Source organism: Caldivirga sp. MU80, from assembly GCF_001663375.1.
Taxonomy (GTDB): Archaea; Thermoproteota; Thermoprotei; order Thermoproteales; family Thermocladiaceae; genus Caldivirga.
Window position 1 is genome coordinate 1 of record NZ_LCTF01000076.1, and the last position, 690, is coordinate 690.

The window sequence follows — 690 nt, forward strand, 5'->3', positions numbered from 1 at the left end:
ATGAGTCATGGATATACTACGACTACGCCTACGGTACGGCACCTGCACTTTACCCATCAGCATGGTGCATACCAGGTCGTACAACCCCATTCGCTTACCCGATTGTTCAGAGTGGTCAGATTACTGGTTGGTACTGTAAGCCATTGGTCACGAACCTACCCATACCAAACAATACCATAGTCTGGTGTGTTAACTCAACCTTCGGTTACTTCAACTTCTCGAATTGGGAGAGTGCCATAAGTGCAGCCATGCCGGGTTCAAGCACATACTATGACTTGGTTAAGGCTTATTTCGCATGGTTCGAATACTGGGTGCCGGGTGTTGAGCAATTTGAGGCTCAGATAGCGTATGCGTTCCCAAGCGATAAGGTTGACCCAATGTGGGCCTACCAGTGTCTAAATGTCACTAACCCGAAGTACACTAGAGCAGCCTACGCGGTACTTCACGATTGGGCTATGGGTTGGGGTTGGGATGGCTTCTATCCAGGATTTAACACCTGGCTATTCATGGGTGCCTTTGCGCCTCCAGGTCAGATACCACCATTAGCTCAAGCAATCATTAATGGTAGTCTTTGGACTAAGACGCCTCAATTCGCAGCTTTCATTGGTTTGCCAACGCCGGATCCTGAGTTGCAGGCTTGTGTGGCCTCATACTTCCACACAACGTACACGCCAGTAACAACATCAACAA

The 690-nt window shown here is 48.8% G+C and carries 1 pseudogene; it reads left to right on the plus strand.

Features of this window, described 5'->3' with window-relative positions:
• Positions 1–690, plus strand: a pseudogene (locus tag AAX04_RS12265) (ABC transporter substrate-binding protein); the annotation flags it as partial.